The following is a 24,329-nucleotide window of genomic DNA, read 5'->3' as shown; positions in this document are numbered from 1 at the left end:
GCTTCGCGCCAGCTCCCCCAAAGGGGGAGCATCTAGGGTGGTGGGGCTTCTCCGCCGCCTGAAGCCGGACTGGTACATCATCCTGATCGTCAGCATGGTGGTGCTGGCCTCGATCCTGCCCGCCCGCGGCGCGGCGGCCCCGGCCTTCGGCCTGGCCACCAAGATCGCCATCGCCCTGGTCTTCTTCCTGCACGGCGCCAAGCTGTCGCGGGAGGCGGTGATCAAGGGCGTCACCCACTGGCGGCTGCACCTGCTGGTCCTGGCCGCCACCTTCATCCTCTTCCCCCTCCTCTGCCTGGGCCTGGCCGCCCTGCCCGGCGCGATCACCCCGGCGGCCCTCGCCCCGGGCCTGATCTTCCTGGGCTGCCTGCCCTCCACCATCCAGTCCTCCATCGGCTTCACCGCCGTGGCGCGGGGCAATGTGGCGGCCACCGTCGCCTCGGCGACGGCCTCGAACCTGCTGGGCATAGCCCTGACGCCCTTGCTGGCGGCGATGCTGATGCACACCCAGGGCGGCTTCTCCCTGCACTCGGCCCAGTCGATCGTCCTGCAGCTGCTGCTGCCCTTCATCGCCGGCCAGGTCCTGCGCCCCTGGGTCGGCCCCTGGATCATCGCCCGGGCCAAGGCGGTGGGCTATGTGGACCGCGGCTCCATCCTGCTGGTGGTCTATTCGGCCTTCTCCGAGGCCGTGGTCCAGGGCATCTGGACCAAGGTCAGCGCGCTCGACCTGGTGCGCCTGCTGATCCTCTGCGTCGTCCTGCTGGCCGCCGTCCTGCTGGCCACCCTGTTCGCGGCGCGGGCCTTCAAGTTCAACAAGGAGGACGAGATCACCATCGTCTTCTGCGGCTCCAAGAAGAGCCTGGCCAGCGGCGTGCCCATGGCCGGGGTGCTGTTCCCCGGCGCGACGCTCGGCCTGATCCTGCTGCCGATCATGGTCTTCCACCAGATCCAGCTGATGGCCTGCGCGGTGATCGCCGGCGCCTATGCAAAGCGGGCGGACAGCGACGCCCAGACCAGCTAGAAGCCCCGCCATGACTGACCAGAATCTCCCCCTCGCCGGCAAGATCGCCCTCGTCACCGGCGCCTCCCGCGGCATCGGCCGCGCCAGCGCCCTGGCGCTCGCCAAGGCCGGCGCCCACGTCATCGCCGTGGCCCGCACCACCGGCGGCCTGGAGGAGCTCGACGACGAGATCCGCGCCGCCACCGGCCAGCCCGCCACCCTGGTCCCCATGGACATCTCCCAGGTCGAGGGCCTGGACCAGCTGGGCCTGGCCATCCATGAGCGCCACGGCCGTCTGGACATCCTGGTGCACGCCGCCGCCATCCTGGGCGCCATCACCCCGGTCAGCCACATCGAACCGGCCCTCTGGGACAAGGTGATGGCCACCAACCTGACGGCCACCTACCGCCTGATCCGCACCACCGAGCGCCTGCTGCGGGCCTCCGACGCCGGTCGGGCCATCTTCCTGACCACCGGCCGCGTGCAGCGCCCCAAGGCCTTCTGGGGCGTCTACGGCGTCTCCAAGGCGGCCATGGAGCACCTGGTCCAGACCTGGGCCGACGAGCTGGAGAACACCACCATCCGCGCCGCCCTGGTGGATCCGGGCGTCATGCGCACCAAGATGCGCGCCGAGGCCATGCCGGGCGAGGATCCCATGACCCTGCCCGAGCCCTCGGAGATCGGGCCGATGATCGTGGAGCTGGCCCAGGCGGACCTGGGCCTGCCGAAATCTAGCGTTTTGTTTTCGGACTGGAAGCGGACGTCCGGCTCGCCCGCTTCGGCTTGACCCCCGGGCGGGCCAGCTTCTGGGTCCGCCCCTTGGGATTGCCCACCTGCTTGGGCTTGGCGACATAGGCGCGCTTCGGCTTGGCCGCAGCCCCCGCCTTGGCCTTGGCCGAGGCCGCCGCCTTGGTCTTGGCGCGCAGGCCCGTCGAGGGCCCTGAAGCCGCCTTGCTGGCCGCCTTGGCCGCGAAGCCCGCGGCCGGGCCGCTCTTGGCCTCGCCCTCGGCGAAGGGGTTCTTGTTCGACTTCACCGTCAGCCGCATGGGCACGCCGGGCAGGTCGAAGCTCTCCCGCAACGAGTTGATCAGATAGCGGCGATAATGGTCCGGCAACTGGTCGGCGCGGCTGGCGAACAGCACGAAGGTCGGCGGCCGGGCCTTGGTCTGGGCCATGTATTTCGGCTTGATCCGGCGACCGCCCACCGAGGGGGGCGGATGACGCTGGGTGGCCATGGAGAGCCAGTCGTTCAGGTCGCGGGTCTTGACCTTGGTGGACCAGTCGGCGTGCACCTTGAAGACCGCGGGCATCAGCTTGTCGAGGCCGCGGCCGGTCTCGGCCGACAGGGCCACCACCGGCGTGCCGCGAAGCTGCGGCAGCAGGCGCGCGGCCTCCTCGTTGAACATGGCGAGCGTCGCGCGCTGGTCCTCCACCAGGTCCCACTTGGCCAGGCAGAAGACCAGTCCCCGGCCTTCCCGCTCGACAAGGTCGGCGATCTGCAGGTCCTGGACCTCGAAGGGGTGGGTGGCGTCCATCACCAGGATGACCACCTCGGCATAGGTGATGGCGCGGATGGAGTCCTGGCCCGACAGCTTCTCCAGCTTCTCCTCGACCCTCGCCTTGCGGCGCAGGCCGGCGGTGTCCACCAGGCGGATGGCCCGGTCGTCCCAAGTCCAGTCGACGGGAATCGCGTCGCGGGTGATGCCGGCCTCGGGGCCGGTCAGCAGCCGGTCCTCGCCGATCAGCTTGTTCACCAGGGTCGACTTGCCGGCGTTGGGACGCCCGACGATGGCGATCTGCACCGGCTTCTCGACGGCCTCGCCGTCCTCGAATTCGTGCTCGACCGAATAGGGGGCGATCGCCTGATAGAGATCGGCCATGCCCTCGCCGTGCTCGGCGGAGATGGGGATCGGCTCCCCGAGACCCAGGCTGAAGGCGTCGTTGATGCCGGCGTCGCCGCGTTTGCCCTCGGCCTTGTTGGCCAGCAGGATCACCGGCTTGTCCCGGCGGCGCAGGATCTCGCCGAACACCCGGTCCATCGGGGTGATGCCGTCGCGCGAATCCACCACGAACAGGGCCACGTCGGCCTCGTCGATGGCGAGCTCGGTCTGGGCGCGCATCCGCGCCTCCAGGCTCTCGTCGGTGACGTCCTCGAATCCGGCGGTGTCGATCAGCTCCAGATCGATGTCGCCGATGGTCCCGACGCCGAAGCGCCGGTCGCGGGTGACCCCGGGCCGGTCATCGACGATGGCGAGCTTCTTGCCCGCCAGCCGATTGAACAGGGTCGATTTGCCGACGTTCGGACGCCCTACGATCGCAAGCCTGAGCGGCATGGGGTCCTGGTCTTCTCTGGCTTAGCGCAGCGCGATGAGTTGAGCCTCATCGGTCGCGATATAGATGACGCCATTAACGGCGATCGGGCCCAGCAGCACGCTGGAACCGAGGTTCATGGTCTTCTCCACCACGCCGGTCTTGGCGTTGAGCGCCACCAGCTCGCCCTGGTTGGACACGGTGATCAGCTTGCCGGAGGCCAGCAACGGGCTCGACCAGATCGGCTTGGAGACATATTTCTTGCGGCCCAGGCTGATACCCATCAGGCCGCCCTTGGCCTTGCCGCGGCCCACGCCGAGGTCGCGGATCCAGTAGATCTGGCCGCTGTCGCGGGCCACGCAGATCACCTGGCCGCCCTTGTCGATGACATAGACCACGTCCCCCGCCGGCCAGGGGGTGGTGATGCCGGTGATCGGCAGGCTCCAGCGCGCCTGACCGGTGCGCAGGTCGGTGGCCGCGAAGACGCCGGAGTGGCTCACCGCGAACACGTCGCCCTGATAGATGACCGGGCGGCCGGGAATGTCGCGGATCTCGGAGAGCGCGTTGTTGCGGCTGGCCCGCGACAGGGCCTCGTTCCACAGGTCGTTGCCGTTGGCGGCGCGCAGGGCCACCAGCTCGCCGGACCCGAAGGCGGCCACCACGGTGTCGCCCGACACCGCCGGCGTCGAGGCGCCCAGGATGCGCGAGGATTCCGACAGGGCCTGATAGGTCCAGCTGGGGGTCCCGTCGGCGGTGTTGTAGGTCAGCAGGGTGTTGTCCACCGCCACCACGAACAGGCGGCCGCCGGACACGGTGGGGGCCGCGTGGATCGGTTGCTCGGTCTTCACCTTCCAGCCGACCGCGCCGGTGTCGGCGTTGAGCTGGGCGACGAACCGATAGCCGGAGGCGACGTAGAGCTTGCCGTCGGCGATGGCGATGCCGCCGCCGAAGGATTCCTTGTCGCGCTTGCCGTCCGGACGCAGGTCGACCTTCCACACCTCGGCGCCCGACTGGGCGTCATGGGCCGAGACCGTGGCCTCGCCGTCCATCACATAGATCTTGCCGTTGACGGCCACCGGCGGGGCGGTGACGTGGGCGCCGCGGTCGGAGCCCTTGCCGAAGCCGCGCTTCCAGGCGACCGACAGGTCGCCGCCGGCGGCGACATGCTCGACCGAGTTCTCCAGCGTGCCCCCCGGCAGGGACCACTGGGTCACCTGGACGGGGTCGGGCAGGAAGAAGTCGGCGCCCTTCAGGGCCTCGGCGGCCTCCACCTTCTGGTCGAAGGCGACGATGGCGATGCGCTCGCCCTCGCTGGCGACCTCGCCGGGGGCTTCCTTCTTGGGGAAGGGATTGAGGCGGCTAAGGGTCGAGCACCCGCTCGCGGCCAGGGCGGCCGTCAGGAGCAGGGCAAGTCCGGTGCGGCTGCGAAGCGTCATTTGGCGTCCGGGGTTTGTTGCGTCGGAGCGGAAGGGCCGGCGGCGGCCCCCGGTTGGAGAAGGCTCTGCGGCGGCAGGGCCGCGGCGGCGCGAGCGGCGGCGGCCACGTTCTTGGCCGAGCCGGAGTCGATGAGGTCCATGGCGGCCTTGGCGCGGTTGCGCGCGCCTTCCGAGGCGTCGGCCAGCAGCGAGATCACCACGAAGTCGCCCCGCGCGCCGGCCAGGTCGCCGGCCATGATCTTGGCGAACGCCAGGGCTTCGCGCGCCTCGGTGCGATAGGGCCGACCTTCTTTGAGCATCGGCGTCAGGCGCGCCTCCAAGTCCTTGTAAGGAGCCGTGTCCAGCAAGGCGAAGGCGGATTTGAGGCGGGCGGCGTCACCGATGATGTCGTTCGGCGCGGCCTCCGCGGCCTGGTCGAAATACTTCACCGCCTCGGCGGTCTTGCCGGCGGCCAGCTTCACCCCGCCCTGATGCTGCAGGGCCAGGGACTTGTAGGCCTTGGAGCCCGACTTCGCGACCTCGGTCCACAGCCGGTCGGCCTCGTCGGCGCGGCCGGCGTTGAAGGCGTCCAGGGCCTGGCTGTACTGCTCCGAGGCCTTCGACGTGGTCTTGGTCTGATAGGTCTCGTAGCCCCAGATCGCGAGGGCCACCACCAGGGCGGCGACCAGGACGGCGCCGACCCAGGGCAGGGCTTTCAGCGCAAGCGCCTTGTAGCGGTCGGTGCGGAGCTGCTCCTCGACCTCTTCAAAGACATCAACCACGTCGGGAAACTCCGCACGAAAGGCGCAAGGGAATAGAGCGGCGGAACCTATAGCGGCAGCTTGGCCGCCGCAACGGTTCGGCTCTCCGCCCGACTTAACCTGCCCCGAGCTTCGACGCCATGAAAGTCTCGAAGGCGGCCATGTAGTCCGGATCCCAGCGCGACAGGGCCGATCGATTGAGGATCAGATCGTCGGCGGCCCAGCGGATGCGCTTCTCGTCGGTCTCGCGGGTGACGTCGTTGTCCGGGCACAGGATGTAGAAGTCCCCCTTCCCCATCGCCGCGATCATGAAATCGGCCACCTGCTCGGCGCTCCAGGCGCCGGGCGGCTTCTCCGTGGCCCGCGCCGTCATGCCGGTGAAGGTGAAGCCGGGAATCAGCAGGTGAGCGCTCACCTGGCCGCCCTCGACGTTGCGCAGCTGGTGCGCCAGGCCCTCGGTCAGGGCCTTCACCGCCGCCTTGCTGGTGTTGTAGGCCACGTCCCCCGGCGGATTGGTGATCCCCTGCTTGGAGCCGGTGTTGACGATGGCGCAGGGGGTCTGCTGGTCGATCATCAGCTGGGTGAAGGCCTGCAGGCCGTTGATCACGCCCCACAGATTGACCTCCAGCAGCCGGCGCCAGCGGTCCGGATGCTCCCAGGCCCCGGCCCCGCCGCCGACCCCGGCATTGTTCATCAGCACCCCCACCTCGCCGAACCGCTCGTAGGCGGCGTCCCGCAGGCGGTTGACCGCCTCGGCGTCGGAGACGTCGGTGGGGACGCCGAACACCTGGTCGGGCGCGGCCGCCACGGCGGCGACCGCCTTCACCGCGGCCTTCAGGGCCTCGGCGTTCTGATCGGCCAGGCAGACCTTCATCCCCAGGGCGGCGAACCGCTTGGCGGCCGCCAGGCCGATGCCGCTGGCGGCGCCGGCCACCACCGCGGCGCGGCCGGAGGTCAGGGCGGGGTGGGTCATGGTCGTCTCCGGGATGTCAGGGCGCGGCGGCGTCGAAGCCGGAGAGATACGGCCAACCCGCGCCGCGATATAGTGATCACCACATTGAATCGGTCACGCCATCCAGGGAGTACGCGCATGAAGACCCGTCAACTGGGGGCCAAGGGCCCGACCGTCTCGGCCATGGGCCTGGGCTGCATGACCATGACCGCCGTCTATGGCGCCCCCTCCGACAAGGCCGAGAGCCTGGCCACCCTGGACCGCGCCCTGGAGCTGGGGATCAACTTCTGGGACACCGCGGACATCTACGGCCCCTATGAGAACGAGGAGCTGCTGGGCGAGGCCCTGGCCGGCCGCCGGGACAAGGTGTTCCTGGCCACCAAGTTCGGCATCGTCCGCAAGGGCGACGCCACCGGGGTGGACGGCAGCCCGGCCTATGTCCGCTCGGCTTGCGACGCCAGCCTGAAGCGCCTGAAGACCGACGTCATCGACCTCTACTATCTGCACCGCGTCGACCGCGACACGCCCATCGAGGAGACGGTCGGCGCCATGGCCGAGCTGGTGAAGGCCGGCAAGGTCCGCCACGTCGGCCTGTCGGAAACCTCGGCCGAGACCCTGGAGCGCGCCTGCAAGGTCCACCAGATCACCGCCCTGCAGAGCGAATACTCCCTCTGGACCCGCGATCCGGAGACCGGCCCCCTGGCCGCCTGCGAGCGCCTCGGCGTCGGCTTCGTGCCCTACAGTCCGCTGGGTCGCGGCTTCCTCACCGGCGAGATCAGGACCCCCGACGACTTCGGCGCCGCCGACTGGCGCCGCTCCAACCCCCGCTTCCAGGGCGAGAACTTCGCCCGCAACCTGGCCATCGTCGACAAGGTGAAGGCGCTGGCCGGGGCCAAGGGCGTCACCGCCTCGCAGCTGGCGCTCGCCTGGGTGATGTCCAAGGGCGAGCACGTCGTCCCGATCCCGGGCACCCGCCGCATCAAGTATCTGGAAGACAACGCCGGCGCCGTCGACGTGGTGCTCACCGCCGCCGACCTCGCCGAGATCAACGCCGCCTTCCCGCCGGACATCTCCGTCGGCGACCGCTACGCCGCCGGGATGATGGGCTCGCTGAACGGCTAGAAGGTGACCGCCTGGAGTGGGAACCGGTTCATGCGACCGTCACGTTCCCACTTCAAGACTCAATGTTACTTCCGGCCCCGGCGGAACGGCTCGGGGTCGGCCTCGTGCTCGTCGAAGCCGAAGCGGGCGAAGCCCTCCTTCATCTCCGGACTCAGGGGCGCCTCCAGCACCAGGGTTCCGCTGGAGGGGTGGGGCAGGCTCAGGCGCCGGGCGTGCAGCTGCAGCTTCAGCGGCCCCGACAGCTCCTTGGAGGCCGGGGTGTTGTACTTGGGGTCCCCGAGGATCGGGTGACCCATGGCCAGCATGTGGGCCCGCAGCTGGTGGGTCCGGCCGGTGTGGGGCCGCAGGGCCATCCAGGCGGCCCGGGGCCCGGCGCGGCTGATGGTGACGAACTCGGTCTCGGCGGGCTCGGCGCCCGGCTCCTTGGGCTGGGCCGGGACCACCATCTCGCGGTCGCCGACCCCCTTCTTCACCAGGGGCAGTTCGAGAACCCCCTCCCCCGGCTTGGGGAAGCCGATGACGATGGCCCAGTAGGTCTTGTGCGCCTTGCGCCGGGCGAAGGCGCCGGCCAGCTTGGCCGCCGCGCCGGGCGTCTTGCCCAGCACCAGGACGCCGGAGGTGTCGCGGTCCAGGCGGTGGACCAGGCGCGGCCGCTCCAGCCCCTCGCCCCAGGCGCTCAGCAGCCGGTCGATATGCTTGTGGGTCTTGGTGCCCCCCTGGACCGCCAGGCCCGCGGGCTTGTTCAGCACCAGCACCTCTTCGTCCTCGTAGAGCACCAGGCTCTTGGCGTAGGCCGCCTCGCGGGCGTCGATGCCCTTGTCGCGGGTCCCCGGCTCCGGGGCGTCGGGCAGCGGCGGCACGCGGATCTGGGCGCCGGCCGACAGCCGCGAGTCCGGCTTGGCCCGGCCGCCGTCGACGCGGATCTGGCCCGAGCGGGTCAGTTTCTGGATCTGGATATGGTTCAGGTGCGGCCAGCGGCGCTTGAACCAGCGGTCCAGCCGGACCCCGTCCTCGCCGGCGTCCACGAACAGGGTGCGGACCTCCTTCATGCGAACATCCGCCGCGCCAGCAGCAGGCCCGCGAACAGGGCGGTGATGGAGAGCAGGACCGAGGCGGTGGCGTAGGAGGCGGCCACGCCATAGGCGCGCCGCTCGATCATCAGGGCCGTCTCCAGGGAGAAGGCCGAGAAGGTGGTGAAGCCCCCCAGCACCCCCACCCCCAGCAGCAGCCGCAGCCGCTCCTGGTCGGCCCCGCCGCGATGGGCCAGGAACCCGGCCAGCATGCCCATCAGCAGCCCCCCGAGGATGTTGGCGAGGAAGGTCCCGAACGGCCAGGCCGGGCCGAACAGCCGCATCGCCTGGAGTCCCAGGCCGTAGCGCGCCATCGCGCCGGTCGCCCCGCCGGCGGCCACCAGAAGCAGTTTTTCCATGGCCCCTTATGCGACGGTGCGCCGCCGCCGTCGAGAAGCCGCGCTCGGTAACCCTGGGCCGCAACGCCTAGTTAAGGGCTGGGCGGGATTATGCTCGTCCAAGTTCCTGAACCCGGCCCCGCAACGTGTCCCCCGGCGAGCCCAAGAGTATCGAGCGTCTCACCGCCGGCGGCGCCGCCGCGGCGCTCGAGCGGCTGGCCGCGACCGACCTGGTGGAACGGGGCTGTGTCACCATCATCAGCGTCGAGGCCATCCGTCAGCGCTCCGGGGACCGCTGGACGCGCAAGCGGGACGCGGTCTGGGCCTATGTCGGCAAGAAGTGCGACGAACACCTGGCCTACCAGGACATCCGCCACCGCGTCGGCGAGACCGATTTCCTGATCGCCATGACCTCGGAGGAAGGCGTCGCGGCCCAGGCCGTCAGCCTGAAGATCCTCGAGGAGGTGCTGCTGTTCTTCCTCGGCGTCGCCGACCGCGCCGACATGAAGATCCGGGCGGTCAGCGCCATCGACGGCGACGAGCTCTCCTGCTCGGAGATCGACCTGACCCGCATCGCCGCCCCGCGCGCCGCGCCGCCCGAGGAGGTGATCGCCGTCTCGCCCTACCACGCCGGCGTCGACCCGGCCGAGGAGCGCCGACGCAATCCGATCTCCTTCGTCACCGCCTCGGGCCAGAACCTGCGGATCGACTTCGCCCTGCAGGAGGTGGTGAGCCTGCGCCACAAGGTGACCGCCGCCCTGCGGGTCGATCCCACCGTGACCCACATCGCCAGCGGCCGGCTGATCCCGGCCCGGGCCTTCGGCAAGCTGTCGGACGACGACATCGCCTTCATCGACCGCTCGGCCCTGGACTTCGCCGCCCTGTTCGCCGGCGTCGAGGGCCGCCCCGCGCCGCCGCTGATCCTGCCGCTGTCCTTCCGCACCATGTCGGCGCGCAAGGGCCGTCAGGCCTTGATCTCGGTCCCCGGCCTCACCCCCGCCCGCATGAAGACCGGCATGATGGTGGAGTTGATCGATGTCGACCGCGGCACGCCCGAGGCGCGCCTGCTGGAGGTCACCGGCCTGGTGGGTCAGGTCTGCAAGGGGGTGCTGGCCCGCATCCAGCCGGTGCGCGACCCCGTCGGCGCGGTGCGGGGCGCGCGGCTCCAGGGCCTGACGGTGGACGCCGGCGATCTCGTTGGCGGGGATTCCCAGGTCGCGAGCCAGATGATCGCCCTGGCCGCCCAGGCCCGCGGCCGGGCCCCCGCCCTGATGATCCACGGCCTGACCTCCGAGGGCTTCCTGGACGTGGCCGGCGTCGCGGGCTTCACCCACGCCTCGATGAAGGTCGTCCGGCCCGCCCAGCAGCAACAGCAGCCGGCGGCCTAGACCCGCGGCCCGATGGTCGCGCGCAGCTGATGGGCGTCATAGACGTCGCCGCCCGGGGGCTTGGCGCCCTTGCCCATCACCACCTCGATCGTCTGGGCCAGGGCCGGGCCGCCGCCCAGATTGAAGCTGGTCCCCAGCCCGATCCCCACGCCGCCGCCCCGGCCATAGCTGCCGCCGCCCGTGCCCAGGGAGACCCGCGGTCCGTTGTCGGGACCGGCCTGGCGCATCACCCGGTCGGCCACCCGGAACCAGTCATAGCCGTCGGCGAGCGCGATATCGGCGGCCCGCAGCAGGGCGTAGTCGGCCACCTGCTCAGGCGGCGCGCCGGGGCCGCCGCGGAAGGTCACCCGGTAGCGGCCCGGTTCGATCCGGTAGTCGGAGAACCCGACGGCCTGGGGCCCGTTGGCGGCGGTGAAGACGGTGGGCGCGCTGGCGCAGGCCGCCAGGCTGGCGCAGAGGGCGGCGGTGAGGATCAGGCGTTTCATCGGGCGGTCTCGGTCTGGCGGAAAGTCGTTTGACTTCCAAGGCTTGCCGGACAGAACGGCCAAGCCCCGCCCCCGTTCCCCCTTACGGCTCCAGGCCGATGGCCGCCAGGATCGCCGCCATGTCCGGGGGCGTCGGCGCCTCGATGCGCTTGGTCCCGCCTTCGGGATGCGGGAACGACAGGGCCCCGGCGTGCAGCATCAGGCGGGGAACCGGTTGCCCCCCGACGGCCAGGGCGCCGCCATAGCGAACGTCCCCGGCGATGGGCCGGCCGATGGAGGCGAGGTGGACCCGCAGCTGGTGCATGCGGCCGGTGTCCGGCGACAGCTCCAGCAGGGCCGCGACGCCATTGGACGACAGGGTCTTGTACCGCGTCTTGGCGCTCTCGGCGTCGGGGTGATCGGGCGGGCAGACGCGCATGAAGGCTTCACGCCCCGCCTCGTCCCGGCGCAGGGGGACCTCGATGGTCCCGCCACTGGGATCGGGGGCGCCGGGCGTGACGATGGACCGGTAGGTCTTGGAAAACCTTCGTCCCATCATGGCCTTGCCGAGGAATCCTGCGGCGGGCTTGGTCTTGGCCGTCAGGATCACCCCGGAGGTGTCGCGGTCCAGGCGGTGGATCAGGCGGGGTCTGGCCTTGCCCGGCTTGGCGAAGGCCCAGAGCATCTCGTCGAGCGTATGGACCTGGCCGCGCCCGCCCTGGCTGGACAGACCCGCCGGCTTGTTGAGCGCCAGGATGTGCGGGTCCTCATAGATCACCAGCCCGCGGACCAGGGCGATCTCGTCAGGGGTCAGGACCACCGGCGCGGGCTCGGCCTTGCGCTTCGGCGCCGGCCTCACTTGCCGTCCCGTTCGGCGCGGATCGCCGCCCAGCGCGCCAGGCGCTCCTTGATGCGCGCCTCCGAGCCCTGGTCCTTGGGCTGGTAGAAGCTGGGCCGCGCCATGCCGTCCGGGAAGTAGTTCTGGCCCGAGAATCCCTCCTCGGCGTCGTGGTCGTAGGCGTAGCCCTTGCCGTAGCCGAGGTCCTTCATCAGCTTGGTGGGGGCGTTGCGGATATGGGCCGGCGGCATCAGGGAGCCGGTCTCCTTGGCCGAGCGCATCGCCGCCCCGAAGGCCTTGTAGACCGCGTTGGACTTGGGCGCGGCGGCCAGGTGGACCACCAGCTGCGCCAGCGCCAGGTCCCCCTCCGGCGAGCCCAGGAAGTCGTAGGTGTCCTTGGCGGCGTTCGCCAGGACCAGGGACATGGGATCGGCCTCGCCGATGTCCTCCATGGCCGCGCGGATCAGCCGGCGCGCGATGAACAGCGGGTCCTCCCCCCCGGTCAGCATGCGCGCCAGCCAGTAGAGGGCCGCGTCCGGGTCGGAGCCGCGGATCGACTTATGCAGGGCCGAGATGAGGTTGTAGTGCTCCTCCCGGTCCTTGTCGTAGGCCGGGCTGCGCTTCTGGAGGATCTCCCCCAGAGCCTTGATCGACAGGGGCTTGGCGGCGCCGATGTTGAGCAGGGTCTCGGCCAGGGTCAGCAGGTAGCGGCCGTCGCCGTCGGCCAGGGCCACCAGGGCGTCGCGGGCCTCGGGCTCCAGCGGCAGGGCGCGGGCCTCGTGGATCTCGGCCTTCTCCAGCAGCATCTTCAGGGCCTCGTCGTCCAGGCGCTTGAGCACATAGACCTGGGAGCGCGACAGCAGCGCTCCGTTCAGCTCGAAGGACGGGTTCTCGGTGGTGGCCCCCACCAGGGTGACGATCCCCTCCTCCACGAAGGGCAGGAAGCCGTCCTGCTGGGCGCGGTTGAAGCGGTGGATCTCGTCGACGAACAGCAGGGTCGATTGCCCGGCCGAACGCCGCATCTTCGCCTGTTCGAAGGCCTTCTTCAGGTCGGCGACCCCGGAGAACACCGCCGAGAGCTGCTGGAACTCGTAGCCCGCCTCCTTGGCCAGCAGCCGGGCGATGGTGGTCTTGCCGGTGCCCGGCGGCCCCCACAGGATCATCGACGACAGCCGCTTGGCCTCGGCCATCCGCCGGATCGGCCCCTCGGGGCCCAGCAGGTGATCCTGCCCCACCACCTCGTCGAGCTTCTGCGGCCGCAGGCGGTCCGCCAGCGGTGAGGGAGCATGCGGCGTCAGACCCGCGGCTTCGAAGAGGTCGGCCATGGGAGGGGTTCTAGCAAATGGAACGCGCGCGCGTCAGGGCGGATAGCTCCAAACCCCCTCCGTCACGCGCGCAAGCGCGCACCACCTCCCCCGATACGGCCTGCGGCCTGGGGGAGGAAATTCGAGCCTCCAGTTCCTCCCCCAGCGCGAAGCGCGATCCGGGGGAGGTGGATCGGCGCTTGCGCCGAGACGGAGGGGGCTAGGCCCTCCCCGTCCCTAGGTCCGGAAGGTCGCCGAGATCTCCTGCCCGCCGCGGACGATGGTCACCTGCCATTGGCCGGCGCCCGTCCCCACCACGGCCATCAGGTCGCGCACCGTGCCGATGTCGCGGCCGTTGACCCGGCGGATCAGGTCGCCGGGACGCAGGCCGGCGTTCATGGCGAAGCCGCGGCCCATCTTGGTCACCAGCACCCCCTTGCCGGAGAAGGGATCCAGGCCCAGCTCGTCGGCCACCGCCGGCGAGAGGTTCACCACCGTCGCCCCGTCGAAGGGGTGGCGGCCGCTCAGGGCCTGTTCGTCGCGGGCGGGCGTCGCGGGCGGCGCCTCGGCCTTGAGGTTCAGGGTCAGGTTGGCGCCGCCGCGCAGGACGCCGAGCTTCAGCACCTCGCCAGGACGGCTGGAGCCCAGGGCGTAGCTCACCCCGGCCGGGTCGGCCACCGGCTTGCCGTCCACCGACAGGATCACGTCCTCGGGCTTGAGGCCCGCGCGGGCCGCGGGGCCGCCGGGCCAGATCTCGGCCACCAGGGCGCCCGACGGGATGGTCATGCCCAGGCTGTGGGCGATGTCGCCGGTCACCGGCTGGGTGCGCGCGCCGAGCCAGGGGCGGACCACCACATGGCCGCCGCCGGCCGCGGTCTCGACGATGCGCTTGACCATCGCGCCGGGGATGGCGAAGCCGACGCCGGACGAGGTGCCCGAGCGCGAGAGGATGAAGCTGTTCACCCCGATCAGGTCGCCGTCCATGTCCACCAGGGCGCCGCCGGAATTGCCCGGATTGATGGCCGCGTCGGTCTGGATATAGGCGTTGGCCGCGTCGCCATTGGGGTCGGCGGTGCGGTTCAGGGCCGAGATGATGCCGTTGGTCACCGTCTGGCCGACGCCGAAGGGGTCGCCGATGGCCAGCACCAGGTCGCCCACCTGGGCTTCCCCGGTGTCGTCGATGGGCAGGACCGGCAGGCGCTCGGCGCCCACGTCGATCTTCAGCACCGCCAGGTCCGTGCGCGGGTCGGCCAGCAGCACCTTGGCGGGGAATTCGCGGCGGTCGGCCAGGGCCACGGTGATCTCCTGGCCGCCTTCCACCACGTGGTTGTTGGTGATGATCACCCCGTCGCTGCGGACGATCACGCCCGAGCCGAGGGAGCCCTCCACCCGGTCGCGGGGGGCGCCCATGCCGAACATCTGCCAGAAGGGATCGGCCTGGGTGCGGACCATGCGCTTGGACGAGATGTTCACCACCGCGGGCGCGGCGCGCTTCACCACCGGGGCGAAGGACATCTTCATGGTCATGGAGTCGCCGGGCGCGGCCCGGGTGGGCTGGGCGAGCGGCGGAATCTGCGCCTTGGACCTCGCGGTGGGATCGGAACAGGCGGCCAAGAGGGCCAGGATGGGGATCAGGACGCGATGGGCTCGCATGGGCTCTCCGAGCGGGGAAACGTCGCCGGACTCTGACGAGGTTTCAGGCGCAATGATGGCGAGGATTTAGGGCGTCTTTGTCCCACTTGGAACAGGCCGCGCGAAGACCAGGACAAGTATCCAGGCGATCAGGCTCAGAACGCCCCCCACCAGGATGGTCAGGCCCGACCAGGCCGGTCCCCAGGTCAGGGTCGCGGCGAACACCTGGGTCACCGCGATGGGGGCGGTGATGCTGGTCAGGCTGGCGATGGAGCCCATCGCGCCCTGCAGCCGCCCCTGCTCGTCCTCGCCGACCCTGGCGCTCATCAGGGACTGCAGGGCCGGCGTCGCCATGCTGCCCAGCACGACGGGCAGGTGGGCGATCCAGAACCACGGGCCGGTCGGCGCCAGGCCCACCCCCGCGAACCCCGCCACCTCCAGCGCGAGCCCCAGCAGCACGGTGCGCCGGTCTCCCAGCGCCTTGGCGATCCGCCCCGTCAGGCCGGTCTGCACCGCGATGCTGGCCACCGCCAGGGCGCTGCAGAACACGCCGAAGTCCAGCGGGCTCCAGCCGTAGCGGTGGGCCGTATAGAGGACCAGCAGGTTGTCCTTGGCCTGGAAGGCCAGCCAGATCAGCAGCAGGGCCGCGCCGAGGATCAGCAGGCCCTTGCGCTGGACCAACAGGTCCACCGCGCCCCACGGATTGGCCTTGGCCCAGCGCAGGGGCGCGCGCTTCGCCCTGGGCAGGGATTCCGGCAGGACGAACAGGCCGTAGATCCCGCCCAGGCCCGCGAAACCCGCCGCCACCCAGAACGGCGTCCGCAGGTCGTGGGCCGCCAGCAGGCCGCCCAGGGCCGGGCCGAGTATGATGGCGCTCCACATCGCCGCGCTCATCCAGCCATAGGCCCGTGTGCGGTCTTCGGGCGGAGTCACGTCGGCCACATAGGCCATGGCCGCGGCCTGGGCCCCGCAGGTCAGGCCGCACAGGATGCGCGCGGCCATCAGCCATCCGACCGTGGGCGCCAAGGCTCCCATCACCAGCTCGGCGCCGACCCCGAACACCGAGATCAGGATCACCGGCCTTCGCCCGAACCGGTCCGACAGCATCCCCAGCAGGGGGGCGGCCAGGAACTGCGGGATCGCCCAGCCCACCTCCAGGAAGCCCGTCCAGCGGGCGGCGCTGGCGGCGTCGCCCCCCAGCAGCTGCTGGGCCAGGCGGGGCAGGATCGGGAAGGAGATGGATTGGGCGGCGTAGTCCAGGAAGATGGTGACCGCGACGAAGGCGAGCGCCGCGCGGCGGGGGTTGCGAGGGTTCATGAAGGTCTCGAGGTTCCGGCGCCTGCCGGCATGACGAAGGGCCCGGCCCGGGGGCCGGATGCGAGGACTGCGGCGCCGGAGGCTCGGCCTCCGCGCGCGTCCTAGGCCCTGGTCTTCTCGAAGGCGTTCATGCTCTCGAGCCTAGCCGTCACGCGTGGCTTGGCAACCCGCCTTCGGTCTTGGCCTCCGGCGGCACATCCCTCGCGAAGGCCACCGACAGTCCCCAGGCCACCAGGGTCAGGGCCGCGCCGGCCAGGATGGTCAGCCCCGACCAGCCGGGTCCCCTGCCCGCCGCGACGGCCAGGGCGAAGACCTGGGTGAAGGCGATGGGACCGAACAGGCCCGTCAGGCTGCCGACGCTCATCATCGCCCCTTGCAGCCGGCCTTGCTCGTCCGGCTCGACCTTGGCGGTCATCATGGCCTGGAGGGCGGGACCGGCGATGTTGGAGAGCGCCATGGGCAGGTTGGCGATCCAGAACCAGACCCCCGTCGGCGACAGGCCCACCGCCGTGAAGCCGATCACCTGCAGCCCCAGGCCCGCGATCAGCACCTTGCGCTCGCCCAGCCATTTCACGGAACGTCCGGTGAGCTGGCTGGTGACCACGATGTTCACCGCCCCCAGCGCGCTGCAGAAGATCCCCAGCGCCATCGGGTCCCACTGGTAGCGGTAGGCGGTGTAGAGGACGAAGACGCTGTTCATGGCGTGCATGGCGAACCACAGCAGCAGCAGGATCAGTGCCAGGATCGGCAGGCCGGGCCTGGAGAACACCAGGCTCAGCGACCCCATGGGATTGGCGCTGGCCCAGCGCAGGGGCGCGCGGCGGTCGGCCGGCAGGGATTCCGGCAGCACGATCAGGCCATAGACCCCGTTGGCCAGGGCCACGGCGGCGGCGGCCCAGAAGGGCGCGCGCGGGTCCATCGCCCCCAGCAGGCCGCCCACCGCCGGCCCCAGGATCACCCCGGTCCAGGCCGCGGCGTTCAGCCAGCCATAGCTCTTGGCGCGCTCCTCCTGCGGGGTGATGTCGGCCACATAGGCCATGGCCGCGCCCTGGGCGCCGGCGGTGAGCCCACACAGGACGCGCCCCAGCAGCAGCCACCCGAGGGTGGGGGCGAGCGCCATGATCGCCAGGTCGATGGAAAGCCCGAAGATCGAGATCAGGATCACCGGCCTGCGCCCGAACCGGTCGCTCAGCATGCCGATCACCGGGGCGGCGAAGAACTGGGCCACCGACCAGGCGGCCACCAGCACCCCGACCCAGCGGGCGGCCGACGACACCTGCCCGCCCACCAGCTCCTCCACCAGGCGCGGCAGGACCGGGAACACCATGGTGTGGCTGACCACGTCCAGGCAGATGGTGATGGCGATGAACGGCAGGCCGGCCTTGCGGGCGGCGCTGCGCGCGGGCGGCCCCGAAGGGGGGCTGGGATCGATGGACGGGGTCATGGCGTATCTCGATGCGCCGGCCGCCGGGGCGGTCGGGGGAAGACGGTGGCGAGGCGAGGCAGGTCCGGCGCGCGGCCGGCCGCCGCCTAGGCCCTCATCGTCTCTGTCCGCGTCGTCGTCATGATCGCCTCAGGGTAGAGACGCCTCCCGTTTCGTCAAGCGGTCGCGGGCGCCGCCGCCGGCGCATGGGCCACCCGGACCCCGAGCGCCAAGGCCATCAGCAGCAGGAGGGCGGCCAGATAGATGGCCAGGCCCGGAGCGTGCAGGACGGCGTCGTGGCGGATCGACCATGCGAAGATGGTGCCGAACATCATCGGCCCCAGCACCGAGGCGATGCCCTGCAGGCTCTGGTTGGCGCCCTGGAGCTGTCCCTGGTGGGTGGGCCCCACCCGCCGGGTCATCAATCCCTGCAGACCCGGCTGCAGGAAGTTCATCACCGCGAACACCGGGGCCGAGGCGATGTAGAACCAGCCGGTCGGCGCGAACCCGTAGAGGGCGAACCCGACACAGCCGCCCGCCGCCCCCAGCAGCAGGGCGCCGCGCTCGCCGATCCGGGCCACCACGGGCCCCACCAGCAGGGTCTGGACCATCACCCCCAGCAGGCCCGTGGCCATCATGGTCAGGCCGATGATCCCGGGGCTCCAGCCGTAGCGGTAGCCGGAATAGAGCACGAAGATCGAGGGCAGCACCGTGTGGGCGAGCTGGAACAGGAAGCCGACGCCGGCCAGGCCCAGCAGGTCGCCGTGCGCCCGCAGGAAGGCCAGCGATCCGAGGGGATTGGCCCGCTTCCAGTCGAAGCTGGTGGTGCGTTTCTCCGCCGGCAGGGACTCGGGCAGCACGAAGTAGCCGTAGAGCCAGTTGATGGCCGTCAGGCCGCCGGCCACCAGGAAGGGCAGCCTCAGGTCGAAATCGGCCAGGAACCCCCCGAGCGCCGGGCCCACCAGGAAGCCGAAGGAGAAGGCCGAGCCCATCCAGCCGAAGGCCTTGGCCCGCTCCTGGGGCGGGGTGACGTCGGCCACATAGGCGTTGGCGGTGGAGAAGCTGGCCGCCGTCAGTCCGTTCAGCACCCGGCCGACGAACAGCCAGGCGAGGTTTGGGGCGAACGCCATGAACATGAAGTCGACGGCCAGGCCAAACAGCGAGATCAGCAGCACCGGCCGCCGTCCGATCCGGTCGCTCAGCATCCCCAGCACCGGCCCGCAGAACAGCTGCATGAGCCCCCAGACCGTGGCGAACAGCACGTTCCACTGCGCGGCCTCGGCGGTGTCGCCGCCGGTGAAGCTCTTGATCAGGTTGGGCAGGACCGGGATCATGATCCCGAAGGAGACCGCGTTCATCACCGCGCAGGCGAAGATGAAGCCGAAGGCGGCCTTCCGGCGGGCGGCCGTGGGCGTGGAAGATCCGTCGGTCATGGTCTCAATTCCCCCTCGCACCGAGCTTGAAACAAAACAAGAACTCACGCAACCGCGTTATGCCGTCCGCGCGTAGCTGGCCAGCAGCGCCTGCCACCATTCGGCCAGCCGCATCAGCAGGACCTGGTCGGGGAAGCCGTGGCGGGCGGCGCTGTCGGCCGGAACCTGGTGGAAGCCGCGATGCTCGATACTGACCCGCGTCTCCGCCCCGACCGCCTCGAACCGCACCTCCACCTCCGTCTTAAGCTCCGGCGGGAAGTTCGCCTGCCGCCAGGAGAATTCCAGCCGGTGCGGCGGCTCCCAGGCGGTGATGCGCCCGATCTCGAACACCTTGCCGTTGGCCAGGGTCTCGATCAGCCGCCCGCCCGCCCCGGGCTCGAAGGCCAGGACACCCGGCGGCCGCGGCGTGGTCTGGAAGAGGCCGTTGGGCTTCCACCAGGCGCCGATCTCGCCGACGAAGATCTCGAAGGCCCGCTCCGGCGTCGCCTTCACCCGCAGGGCGACGAAGACCTTCGAGGTCACGGCGCCTTCTCGACATGGGCCTTGAAGGCCAGCAGCTGTTCGCTCCACAGCCGCTCGCTCTCCTCCAGCCAGCGTATCAGGTGGGTCATGGGTTCGGGCCTCAGGGCGTAGATGCGCACGCGCGCGTCGAAGGGCGGATGGGACTCCTCCACCAGGCCGCTCTCGCGCAGGGTGCGCAGGTGGCGGCTCATGGCGGGCGCCGGCAGGCCAAGCTCGCGGGCCAGGTCGCCCGCCGGCCGCGGCCCCCGGCTCAGCAGATCCACCACCCGGCGCCGGTGCGGATCGGCCAGCGCGGCGAGCGTCCTGTCGAGCTGGGCCTGGGGCAAGGTCAGACCCAGCCCGTGATCTTCAGCCCGCTGGCGGCCTCGGCCTCCTCCCGGCTCACCACGGCCACGGTCTGGGCGACGTTCCAGATGTGCCCCTCCGGATCGCGGCAGCGATAGGTGCGGTCGCCATAGAACTGGGTCTGCGGCTCGGCATAGATCTCCGCCCCGGCGGCGCGGGCCCGCGCGCAGTGGGCGTCGATATCGTCGTCGATCTGCAGGCTGACCGTCTGGGTGTTCTTGCCGCCGATGGACCTGGGGCTCTTGTGGTCCTCCGACCACTCCGAGCCGACCATCACCATGCTGTCGCCGAAGCTGAGCTGGGAGTGGGCGACATTGCCGTCGGCGTCCTCCAACAGCATGGTCAGCTCCAGCCCGAAGGCCTTCTGCAGCCAGTCGATGGCCGCCCTGGGGTCCTGGTAGACCAGGGCCGAACTCATCCGCGCCATGGGTCTGCTCCTTGGAGTGAGGTTGCGATGTCGTGGCCGGTGGCCTTGGCCACCTGGTCCTGGGTCAGGGCCTGGACCGTCTGTCCGAAGGACCAGGGATGATCCTCTGGATCGAGGCAGGTGTAGACGCGATCGCCATAGGCCTGGGTCTCCGGCTCCCGCTCGATGCGGGCCCCGGCCGCGCGGGCCCGTTCGCAATGGGCGTCGAGCCCCTCGGCCAGTTGCACGTGAACCGACTGGGTCGCGCGGCCGCCGAAGGCCAAGGGGCTGACGGCGTGGCCGCGGGGCGGCCCCACCACCATCACCACCCCGCCCTCGATCATGGTCTCGGAATGGATGATCCCGCCGGCCCCGTCGTCCACCACCAGGGTGGTCTCGAAACCGAAGGCCGTCTCCAGCCAGGCCAGCGCCGCGCGGGGGTCGCGGTACCAGATCACGGGACTGACGGCGGGGCGGGCCATGGGCGGCATCCGGATTATGTTCTCAATTCCGGAATATTTCTATCTTTTGATAATTATCTGTCAAGAGCCCTTTCGAGCCCCGAGAGCTTCCCGTCTCCAGGCTCGCCCCGGATTCCCAGTAGCCGGGCCACCAGGGGATAGACGTCCACATTGTTCACGGTGCGCAGCCGGACGCCCCGGCGGATGTGGGGCCCCTGGGCCACGAACACCGCCGCCATCTCGGGCGCATAGGGATCGTATCCGTGCGCCCCGCCCTCGATCGGCGTCTTGGCCGCCGCCGCCCGCGTGGTGATCTCCCAACCGGTCTGCGGCAGGCAGAAGATCGGCGGGACGCGCCGGTGGGTTCCGAAATGGTAGCGGGCCGGGATCTCGCCCTTGCGCCAGCAGGTCATGTGGGGGTGGCCGCCTAGCAGCGCCTTCTCCACCTCCGGAGTGCGCCCCGGCGCAGGGATCACGGTCATGAAGGCCCCCATGGCCACCCGCCGCGCTGCGCTGTCGGCCAGGAGGTCCTCGACATAGATGGCGCGCTCGGGCGCGACCGCCGCCATGCCGTGGTCGGCGGTGATCACCAGGTCGGCGGCCAGCCCCCGCGCCTTCAGGCCCGCGGTCAGACGCCCGATGGCCGCGTCGGTGTGGGCCACGGCGGCGTTCAGGGCCGCGCTATCGGGTCCGTCATGGTGGCCGGCGGTGTCGGTCTCGTCGAAATAGAGGCTCACGAAGCCGGGCCGACGATCGGCCGGCAGGTCGAGCCAGGCCAGAACCTGGTCCACCCGGGCCTCGGCGCTCACGCTCTGGTCGTAGGTCAGCCAGTAGGTCGGCTGCGCGCCCTGGATCGCCGTCTCCGAGCCGGGCCAGAAAACGCTGGCCGACCGCACCCCCTGGCGTTCGGCGGTGACCCACAGCGGGGTGGCGTCGTTCCACCAGCGGGGATCCTTCACCGTCGCCCGGTCCCCCAGGCTGAAGGTGACCCCGGGGATCAGGGGATCGATCATCACGTTGTCCACCAGGCCGTGGTGGTCGGGCCGCAGCCCGGTCACCAGGGTGTAGTGGTTGGGATAGGTCTTGGAGGGGAAGGACGGTCGCACCGCCCCCCGCGCACCCTCCGCCGCCAGCCGCGACAGGTTCGGGGTGATCCCCCGGTCCAGATAGTCGGCGCGGAAGCCGTCCATGGAGATCAGGATCACCAGGGGCCTTTCGGCCGCGGCCGCCGGCAGGGCGACGAGCCAGAGGGCGGCGATCAGGCGAAGGAGCAGGGTGCGCATCGGCCCTCTCTAGCCGAGGTCCGTGACAGGCCCGAGGCCGAAAGCCTCAGCCGCCCGACAGATCCTTCACGCAGGCCGCCCTCTGCGCGGCGCTGAGGTCCGGAAGCACCGAGACCACCTGCAGATCGAAGCTCGCCTTGCCCTGCGGCAGGTACCGGATCAGCCGCAGCGCGCCGTCGGACCCGGCCACGCGGTAGCCGATGGGAACCCGGCTGTCGCCCTCCTTGCCCCCTTCCCGGCCCAGGCGCTTCATCCCGTCCCGCAGGCCCGCGGCATAGGCCGGCCCCGCCGGATCGACGCCGGTGATGATCCCGGTCTGGCCGCTCTTGGCGCCGTCGAAGCCCCGGTCGAACACCGGAACCTGCTGGCTGGAGATCGCCAGGCAGGCTCCGAACGCGCCGGGCTGGAGGCGGACGGTCTCGCCCCGGGTCACGTGGCGTTCCAGATCCGCCCGCACGGGGATCTCGGGCGCGACGGCGGTCAGCATGTCCGGGAACAGGGCCGCCCCCGTCCCCTTGGCCGTCCCCGCCCGCACCGCGTCCCGCTGCCGGCGCATCACGTCGTCCAGGGACAGCCGCCCGCCGCTGGCCTCGCGAACCGCCCGGTCCCAGGTCAGCGCCAGCAGGCGGCCGCGGTCATAGGGGGACTGCTGGGCGTCCTGGTCACTCCAGAACACCGCCATCACCTGGTCGGCGGTGAAGTTGCGGGCCGGGGAGCCGTCGTACCGGGTCAGGACCTCGTTGTAGCGAGCGACGTAGTCCTCCAGCGACCAGATCCCCGAGGCCAGCAGCACGCGGGTCGCGTAGAAGTCGGTGAAGCCCTCGCTGAACCAGTAGTCCCGCGCCTCGTCCGTCTCCGGCAGGCCGCCCAGCTGGTTGGCGATCCAGCTGTGCATGTATTCGTGGGCCAGGAAGTGGGGGTCCTGGGCCGGATCGCGGTTGGTGGTGGACTCGATGGCGAAGGCGTCCCCCTTCCCCGAGCCCGTCGAGGAATAGGATCCGCCCTCCCCGCCGGCCAGGGGCGTCACCGTGATCAGGAAGGGCCTGGGTTGGTCTCGCCACAGCGCGTGCTCGGCGAGCATGATCCTGGCGGCCATGTCCGCCAGCCGCTCCGGGGGCGAGGGCCAGGAACCCAGCACGGCCACCCGCAGGGGCGCGCGGCCCAGCCGGCGCTCGACCACCTTCAGCTCGGTCGCGCCCACCACCACGCTTTCGGCGACGTCGGAAACCCGCCCCGGACGGCGCGCCAGGTGATCGAGGTCCGAGACCAGGGCCCAGCCGGCGGGACGCGGGCCCCAGGCGAACCGGGCTAGCGCCGCCTGGCGTCCGGCCGGGGCGGCGAAGATCGCCTCGCCGTGGGCCATGAACCAGGTGGGGCGCACCACGGGCTCGCCCTTCAGGTGGTCGCGGCCGGGTTCGCCGGTCACCGCGAACCGGTAGGAGACCCGGATCGGCGCACCAGGCCTATGGCGCAGCACGCGCGCGGAGCCTGCACCGGGCTCCAGGGTGGCCCCCTGGACCTGCAGCTGGGTGACCAGCCGCGACAGGTCCTCCCCCTCGGCCCAGTGATCGGGCAAGTCCAGGCGGGTCTCGCCGTCGGCGTCGCCCCGGAAGGCCACCTCCACCGCCAGGGCGTTCAGCGCGCCCGCCTGCATCACCGGCGACACCCGATAGGCCACCGGCGCGTCCGCCGCCCGCGCCCCGCTGGCCGCCAACACCGCCGCCGCCGCCAAACCCCAAGCCCGCATGACCCCTCCTGTGCTCCGCGGAAGCTTAGCCATGCTGCCTCAATCGGGGGAAGACCGCCGAGACGGGATTTCCCTGGGTGTCATCCCGCATGCAGCGGCGAAGCCGCGGAAGTGCGGGACCCATACTCGCCGATCCCTCCTGAAGACCCCGCGCGTCTGGGTCCCGGACAACGCTGCGCGTTTCCGGGATGACACCGGTGGTTTGCGGGTCTTCGGCGGCCAAGGCCCGCAACCCCAAACGCAAAAACCCCGGACATCGCTGTCCGGGGCTTCTGAACTTGAATGGGCCGTTCGGCTCAGTCCTCGGTGAAGGAGGCGTCCTGAGCGGGGCCGGAGTCCTTGCCCTTTTCGGCCGGGTCACGGTCGACGAACTCGATCACGGCCAGGGCCGCGTTGTCGCCGTAGCGGAAGCCGGCCTTCAGGACGCGGATATAGCCGCCGTTGCGGGCCTTGTAGCGCGGACCGATGACGGCGAAGAGCTTGCCGACCTGTTCGACGTCGCGGACCTTGCTGATGGCCTGGCGACGGGCGTGCAGGTCGCCGCGCTTGGCGAGCGTCACCAGCTTCTCCACCACGGGGCGGAGTTCCTTGGCCTTCGGCAGGGTGGTCACGATCTGCTCGTGCTTGATCAGGCTCGCCGCCATATTGGCGAACATGGCGGTACGGTGGGCGGAGGTCCGACCCAGTTTGCGGTGGGCGTTACCGTGGCGCATCTCATATCTCCTGGACCGTCTGGTCCGCTTGGACGCTCCCGATCTCCGGAAGGTCGTCCTACCTGATCAATCCCAGCCTGCTCCC

The 24,329-nt window shown here is 70.8% G+C and carries 24 protein-coding genes; 4 read left to right on the top strand and 20 right to left on the bottom strand.

The window, feature by feature from the left end; genetic code table 11:
• Window positions 1-37 precede the first annotated feature (37 nt).
• Both ACO06I_RS03575 and ACO06I_RS03570 read left to right on the top strand, forming a co-directional pair.
• Window positions 38-1,021 carry a bile acid:sodium symporter family protein gene (locus tag ACO06I_RS03575; RefSeq protein WP_421931238.1) on the top strand — a complete coding sequence of 328 codons (984 nt, stop codon included), beginning with the start codon at window positions 38-40 and terminating at the stop codon, window positions 1,019-1,021.
• 10 nt (window positions 1,022-1,031) lie between these two features.
• Entirely contained in the window at window positions 1,032-1,787 is a 756-nt protein-coding gene (locus tag ACO06I_RS03570; RefSeq protein WP_421931237.1) for an SDR family NAD(P)-dependent oxidoreductase, read from the top strand.
• On the opposite strand, the gene der is transcribed toward ACO06I_RS03570, so the two are convergent.
• The 4 genes from der to ACO06I_RS03550 all read right to left on the bottom strand — a co-directional run bounded on the left by der (window position 1,732) and on the right by ACO06I_RS03550 (window position 6,459).
• A complete protein-coding gene (gene der / locus ACO06I_RS03565) occupies window positions 1,732-3,333 on the bottom strand; it encodes a ribosome biogenesis GTPase Der (RefSeq protein WP_421931236.1) in 1,602 nt (533 codons plus the stop codon). The two genes, ACO06I_RS03570 and der, sit on opposite strands and share 56 nt — an antisense overlap.
• A 21-nt stretch (window positions 3,334-3,354) precedes the next feature.
• Window positions 3,355-4,746: a PQQ-binding-like beta-propeller repeat protein gene (locus ACO06I_RS03560; protein WP_421931235.1), complete on the bottom strand. Its 1,392-nt coding sequence runs from the start codon at window positions 4,744-4,746 to the stop codon at window positions 3,355-3,357.
• On the bottom strand, window positions 4,743-5,507 hold the full coding sequence (locus ACO06I_RS03555; RefSeq protein ID WP_421931234.1) for a tetratricopeptide repeat protein: 765 nt from the start codon (window positions 5,505-5,507) through the stop codon (window positions 4,743-4,745). Before ACO06I_RS03555 ends, ACO06I_RS03560 begins: the two co-directional genes overlap by 4 nt.
• Window positions 5,508-5,601: 94 nt before the next feature.
• Window positions 5,602-6,459 (bottom strand): SDR family NAD(P)-dependent oxidoreductase, encoded by an 858-nt coding sequence (locus ACO06I_RS03550; protein WP_421931233.1) that lies wholly within the window; start codon window positions 6,457-6,459, stop codon window positions 5,602-5,604.
• A gap of 117 nt (window positions 6,460-6,576) precedes the next feature.
• On the opposite strand from ACO06I_RS03550, the gene ACO06I_RS03545 reads away from it, so the two are divergent.
• The gene (locus ACO06I_RS03545; protein WP_421931232.1) at window positions 6,577-7,560 is read left to right on the top strand and encodes an aldo/keto reductase; all 984 of its coding nucleotides are present in this window, start codon (window positions 6,577-6,579) and stop codon (window positions 7,558-7,560) included.
• Between the two features lie 65 nt (window positions 7,561-7,625).
• On the opposite strand, the gene ACO06I_RS03540 is transcribed toward ACO06I_RS03545, so the two are convergent.
• Both ACO06I_RS03540 and crcB read right to left on the bottom strand, forming a co-directional pair.
• Entirely contained in the window at window positions 7,626-8,609 is a 984-nt protein-coding gene (locus tag ACO06I_RS03540) for an RluA family pseudouridine synthase (RefSeq protein WP_421931231.1), read from the bottom strand.
• Entirely contained in the window at window positions 8,606-8,989 is a 384-nt protein-coding gene (gene crcB / locus ACO06I_RS03535; RefSeq protein WP_421931230.1) for a fluoride efflux transporter CrcB, read from the bottom strand. Before crcB ends, ACO06I_RS03540 begins: the two co-directional genes overlap by 4 nt.
• Window positions 8,990-9,114: 125 nt before the next feature.
• On the opposite strand from crcB, the gene ACO06I_RS03530 reads away from it, so the two are divergent.
• Window positions 9,115-10,356 (top strand): hypothetical protein, encoded by a 1,242-nt coding sequence (locus ACO06I_RS03530; RefSeq protein ID WP_421931229.1) that lies wholly within the window; start codon window positions 9,115-9,117, stop codon window positions 10,354-10,356.
• On the opposite strand, the gene ACO06I_RS03525 is transcribed toward ACO06I_RS03530, so the two are convergent.
• The 14 genes from ACO06I_RS03525 to rplQ all read right to left on the bottom strand — a co-directional run bounded on the left by ACO06I_RS03525 (window position 10,353) and on the right by rplQ (window position 24,244).
• A complete protein-coding gene (locus ACO06I_RS03525; protein ID WP_421931228.1) occupies window positions 10,353-10,841 on the bottom strand; it encodes a CC0125/CC1285 family lipoprotein in 489 nt (162 codons plus the stop codon). The genes ACO06I_RS03530 and ACO06I_RS03525 overlap by 4 nt on opposite strands.
• An 82-nt stretch (window positions 10,842-10,923) precedes the next feature.
• Window positions 10,924-11,679 carry an RluA family pseudouridine synthase gene (locus ACO06I_RS03520; protein ID WP_421931227.1) on the bottom strand — a complete coding sequence of 252 codons (756 nt, stop codon included), beginning with the start codon at window positions 11,677-11,679 and terminating at the stop codon, window positions 10,924-10,926.
• Entirely contained in the window at window positions 11,676-12,983 is a 1,308-nt protein-coding gene (locus ACO06I_RS03515) for a replication-associated recombination protein A (protein ID WP_421931226.1), read from the bottom strand. The genes ACO06I_RS03520 and ACO06I_RS03515 overlap by 4 nt, the downstream gene beginning before the upstream one ends.
• Window positions 12,984-13,199: 216 nt before the next feature.
• Entirely contained in the window at window positions 13,200-14,615 is a 1,416-nt protein-coding gene (locus tag ACO06I_RS03510; protein ID WP_421931225.1) for a Do family serine endopeptidase, read from the bottom strand.
• 66 nt (window positions 14,616-14,681) lie between these two features.
• Window positions 14,682-15,911 (bottom strand): MFS transporter, encoded by a 1,230-nt coding sequence (locus ACO06I_RS03505; RefSeq protein ID WP_421931224.1) that lies wholly within the window; start codon window positions 15,909-15,911, stop codon window positions 14,682-14,684.
• A gap of 148 nt (window positions 15,912-16,059) precedes the next feature.
• A complete protein-coding gene (locus ACO06I_RS03500) occupies window positions 16,060-17,355 on the bottom strand; it encodes an MFS transporter (RefSeq protein ID WP_421931223.1) in 1,296 nt (431 codons plus the stop codon).
• A gap of 155 nt (window positions 17,356-17,510) precedes the next feature.
• A complete protein-coding gene (locus ACO06I_RS03495; protein WP_421931222.1) occupies window positions 17,511-18,767 on the bottom strand; it encodes a TCR/Tet family MFS transporter in 1,257 nt (418 codons plus the stop codon).
• Window positions 18,768-18,824: 57 nt separating this feature from the next.
• Complete coding sequence (locus ACO06I_RS03490; RefSeq protein WP_421931221.1) at window positions 18,825-19,289, bottom strand: SRPBCC family protein; 465 nt, start codon at window positions 19,287-19,289, stop codon at window positions 18,825-18,827.
• Window positions 19,286-19,615: an ArsR/SmtB family transcription factor gene (locus tag ACO06I_RS03485; protein ID WP_421931220.1), complete on the bottom strand. Its 330-nt coding sequence runs from the start codon at window positions 19,613-19,615 to the stop codon at window positions 19,286-19,288. The genes ACO06I_RS03490 and ACO06I_RS03485 overlap by 4 nt, the downstream gene beginning before the upstream one ends.
• Window positions 19,616-19,617: 2 nt before the next feature.
• The gene (locus tag ACO06I_RS03480) at window positions 19,618-20,061 is read right to left on the bottom strand and encodes a VOC family protein (RefSeq protein ID WP_421931219.1); all 444 of its coding nucleotides are present in this window, start codon (window positions 20,059-20,061) and stop codon (window positions 19,618-19,620) included.
• On the bottom strand, window positions 20,049-20,522 hold the full coding sequence (locus ACO06I_RS03475) for a VOC family protein (protein WP_421931218.1): 474 nt from the start codon (window positions 20,520-20,522) through the stop codon (window positions 20,049-20,051). Before ACO06I_RS03475 ends, ACO06I_RS03480 begins: the two co-directional genes overlap by 13 nt.
• 53 nt (window positions 20,523-20,575) lie before the next feature.
• Entirely contained in the window at window positions 20,576-21,784 is a 1,209-nt protein-coding gene (locus ACO06I_RS03470; RefSeq protein WP_421931217.1) for an ectonucleotide pyrophosphatase/phosphodiesterase, read from the bottom strand.
• 46 nt (window positions 21,785-21,830) lie between these two features.
• Window positions 21,831-23,531 carry a M61 family peptidase gene (locus tag ACO06I_RS03465; protein WP_421931216.1) on the bottom strand — a complete coding sequence of 567 codons (1,701 nt, stop codon included), beginning with the start codon at window positions 23,529-23,531 and terminating at the stop codon, window positions 21,831-21,833.
• A gap of 296 nt (window positions 23,532-23,827) precedes the next feature.
• The gene (rplQ, locus tag ACO06I_RS03460) at window positions 23,828-24,244 is read right to left on the bottom strand and encodes a 50S ribosomal protein L17 (protein WP_421931215.1); all 417 of its coding nucleotides are present in this window, start codon (window positions 24,242-24,244) and stop codon (window positions 23,828-23,830) included.
• Window positions 24,245-24,329: the final 85 nt, after the last annotated feature.

This window comes from Phenylobacterium sp., assembly GCF_965229015.1.
In the GTDB taxonomy this organism is placed as follows: Bacteria; Pseudomonadota; Alphaproteobacteria; order Caulobacterales; family Caulobacteraceae; genus Phenylobacterium.
Note: the sequence above shows the minus strand (reverse complement) of the source record. Positions and strands in the feature narration are given on the sequence as shown.